Origin of the sequence: Streptomyces sp. NPDC059957, from assembly GCF_042730015.1 — a bacterium.
Taxonomy (GTDB): domain Bacteria; phylum Actinomycetota; class Actinomycetes; order Streptomycetales; family Streptomycetaceae; genus Streptomyces.
In genome coordinates, this window is sequence record NZ_JBHWMB010000106.1 from 19,485 (window position 1) to 22,005 (window position 2,521).

The 2,521-nt window shown below is 70.1% G+C and carries 3 protein-coding genes; 2 read left to right on the forward strand and 1 reads right to left on the reverse strand.

Annotated elements, in window-relative coordinates:
* Positions 1-175: 175 nt before the first annotated feature.
* Positions 176-1,306 (reverse strand): NADH:flavin oxidoreductase, encoded by a 1,131-nt coding sequence (locus tag ACFWBW_RS38540; RefSeq protein WP_385383445.1) that lies wholly within the window; start codon positions 1,304-1,306, stop codon positions 176-178.
* Positions 1,307-1,461: 155 nt separating this feature from the next.
* Here ACFWBW_RS38540 and ACFWBW_RS38545 point away from each other — a divergent pair, with 155 nt between their 5' ends.
* Positions 1,462-1,929 carry a MarR family winged helix-turn-helix transcriptional regulator gene (locus ACFWBW_RS38545; RefSeq protein WP_385383455.1) on the forward strand — a complete coding sequence of 156 codons (468 nt, stop codon included), beginning with the start codon at positions 1,462-1,464 and terminating at the stop codon, positions 1,927-1,929.
* 136 nt (positions 1,930-2,065) lie between these two features.
* The gene (locus tag ACFWBW_RS38550; RefSeq protein ID WP_385383448.1) at positions 2,066-2,431 is read left to right on the forward strand and encodes a hypothetical protein; all 366 of its coding nucleotides are present in this window, start codon (positions 2,066-2,068) and stop codon (positions 2,429-2,431) included.
* The last annotated feature ends 90 nt before the right edge of the window (positions 2,432-2,521 follow it).

Consider the following 2,521-nt stretch of genomic DNA (forward strand, 5'->3'; position numbering starts at 1 on the left):
GCGGGTGGCGCCCCATCTTCTGGTCGGCGCCCCGGTGGGTGCTGTAAGTGGGCAATCTGGGGAGCACGAACGCCGGGGAAACTCGGGGAAAAGATGCCATGCGGCTTTCGCGGGGGTGTCCGCCCGTCCGGCTGTCGCTCAGGGCGGACTCCGGCTGCGGGCTGCGGGCTGCGGTCTATCGGCTGAGCGACTTGAGCGATGCCGCGTCGTACGGCTTCAGCTCGTCGAAGCGGTTGCCGAGGACCTTCGCCGCCCACTGCGGGTCCTGGAGCAGGGCCCGGCCGACGGCGACCATGTCGAACTCGTCGCGTTCCATGCGGTCCAGGAGGTCTTCGATGTCGCCGAGCGCCGCGCCTTCGCCGGCGAAGGCGCGGAGGAAGTCTCCGTCGAGGCCGACCGAGCCGACGGTGATGGCGGGCCGGCCGGTGAGCTTCCTGGTCCAGCCCGCCAGGTTCAGGTCCGAGCCCTCGAACTCCGGGAGCCAGTAGCGCCGGGTGGAGGCGTGGAACGCGTCGACGCCGGCCGCCGTGAGCGGGGCCAGGATGGCCTCCAGCTCCTCCGGGGTCTGCGCGAGCCGTCCGTCGTAAGCCTCCTGCTTCCACTGGGAGTAGCGGAAGATCACCGGGAAGTCGGCCGGGACGCGTTCGCGGACCGCGGCCACGACCTCCGCGGCGAACTTCGTACGGGCCACCGCGTTGCCGCCGTAGGCGTCGGTGCGGCGGTTGGTCCGCTCCCACAGGAACTGGTCGATCAGGTAGCCGTGGGCGCCGTGCAGCTCGACGCCGTCGAAGCCGATGCGCGCGGCCTCCGCGGCGGCGTCGGCGAATGCGCCGATGACGTCGTCGAGGTCGGTGCGGGTCATCGCCCTGCCGGTCCCCTCCGTGCCGTCGACGCGGATGCCGGAGGGGCCGACGGCGGGAGCCTCGGCATACGGCGCCTCGCCCTGCTTGCGCACCATGCCTATGTGCCACAGCTGCGGCACGATCGCGCCGCCCGACTCGTGCACGGCCGCGGCGACCTTCGCCCACCCCGCCAACTGGTCCTCGCCGTGGAACCGCGGCACCCGGTCGCTCTGCCCGGCGGAGTCGTGACCGACGTAGGTGCCCTCGGTGATGATCAAGCCCACACCCGCGGCGGCCCGGCTGGCGTAGTACGCCTGCACGTCCTCGCCGGGTACGCCGTCGGGGGAGAACATCCGCGTCATCGGAGCCATCGCGATGCGGTTGGGGACGGTCAGGCCGTTCAGGGTGACGGGCCGGGACAGGATCTCGGCCGCGCGTGAGGCGGTGGCCGTGGTGACGGTCATGCGGGTCCTCCGGATTGAGGCGGTGGCTCGTCGGGTGGCAACGAGGAGTGCATAGTACACAGAGTATGTATCATGCATATTGCCGCCCGGCCCGCCGTTCCCCGGGTGCGGGGGTTCGCGATAATGGGGCGCCGGATGGAGTGGGAGGCGTAGTGCTGGAGAAACTGGAGCGGGAGCTGATGCTGCTCTCGCGGCACCAGGTGCTTGCTCGGCGGGAGCGCGACCCCGAGCGCCTGGAGCGCTCGGCGTACCTGTTGCTCAGCCGGATCGACACGCAAGGTCCCATGTCCATCGGGGAGTTGTCGGAGGCCTTCGGGCTCGACACCTCGACCGTGAACCGCCAGACGGCTGCGCTGCTGCGCTGGGGACTGGCCGAACGCGTCTCGGACCCGGAAGGCGGCATGGCGCGCAAGCTGCGCATCACCGTCGAAGGCGGGCGTCGGCTCGCCGAAGACCGTGAGGTCAACCGGTCCTGCCTGGCCCGGGTGGTCGCAGGCTGGTCCCCGGAGGAAGTGCGGGAGCTGGAGGACGTGCTGGTCCGGCTCAACCGCAGCGCCGAGGCACTCGAGGGACGGTTCTGGCCGCGTGCGGAGGAAGCGGAGGAAGCGGAGGAAGCGGAGTAAGGGGTGTAGGGGGTGCGAGGGGTGTTCCCCTGTTCATCTTCTTGCCGGGGCGGTCGGACTCGCGGACGATGCTGCAAGGCCCCTTCCGTCCGGTTCCACCGGGCTCCGCCGGGGCATCGAACAAAAGGGGGATAAAGTGGCAAAGTATCGCACTTCGAGGAAGCGTTCCCGTACGGCGATGGCCACGCTGGTACCGCTCTTCGTGCTCGCCGGGCTCCTGCTCGGCCCGGCGGCGACCGCCACGGCAGCCGCGTCGGCCGTCCGGCAGGCTCCCGCGGCCGCGGCCCACCCGCAGGGCCCCCTCCTGGCGGGCGCCGGCGCGGTGACCGTGCTTCGCGCGCCGTCGTCGTCCCAAGTCCAGGCCACCACCGGCAACAAGAAGAAAAAGAAGAGCAAGAAGAAGAGCGGCGGGTTCTTCAAGATCCTCCTCATCATCGTGCTCCTCGTCATCGTCGGGCTCGCGATCTTCTTCGTGGTACGGGCTCTGCGCCGCAGGTCCTAGTAGTGCTTTGTTACGTGCTGTCGTAGGGCTGCCATGGGGTGGGTTGTCGGCAGGTGGGGCAGGTGCCGGTCCAGGTGGCGATGAGGTGTT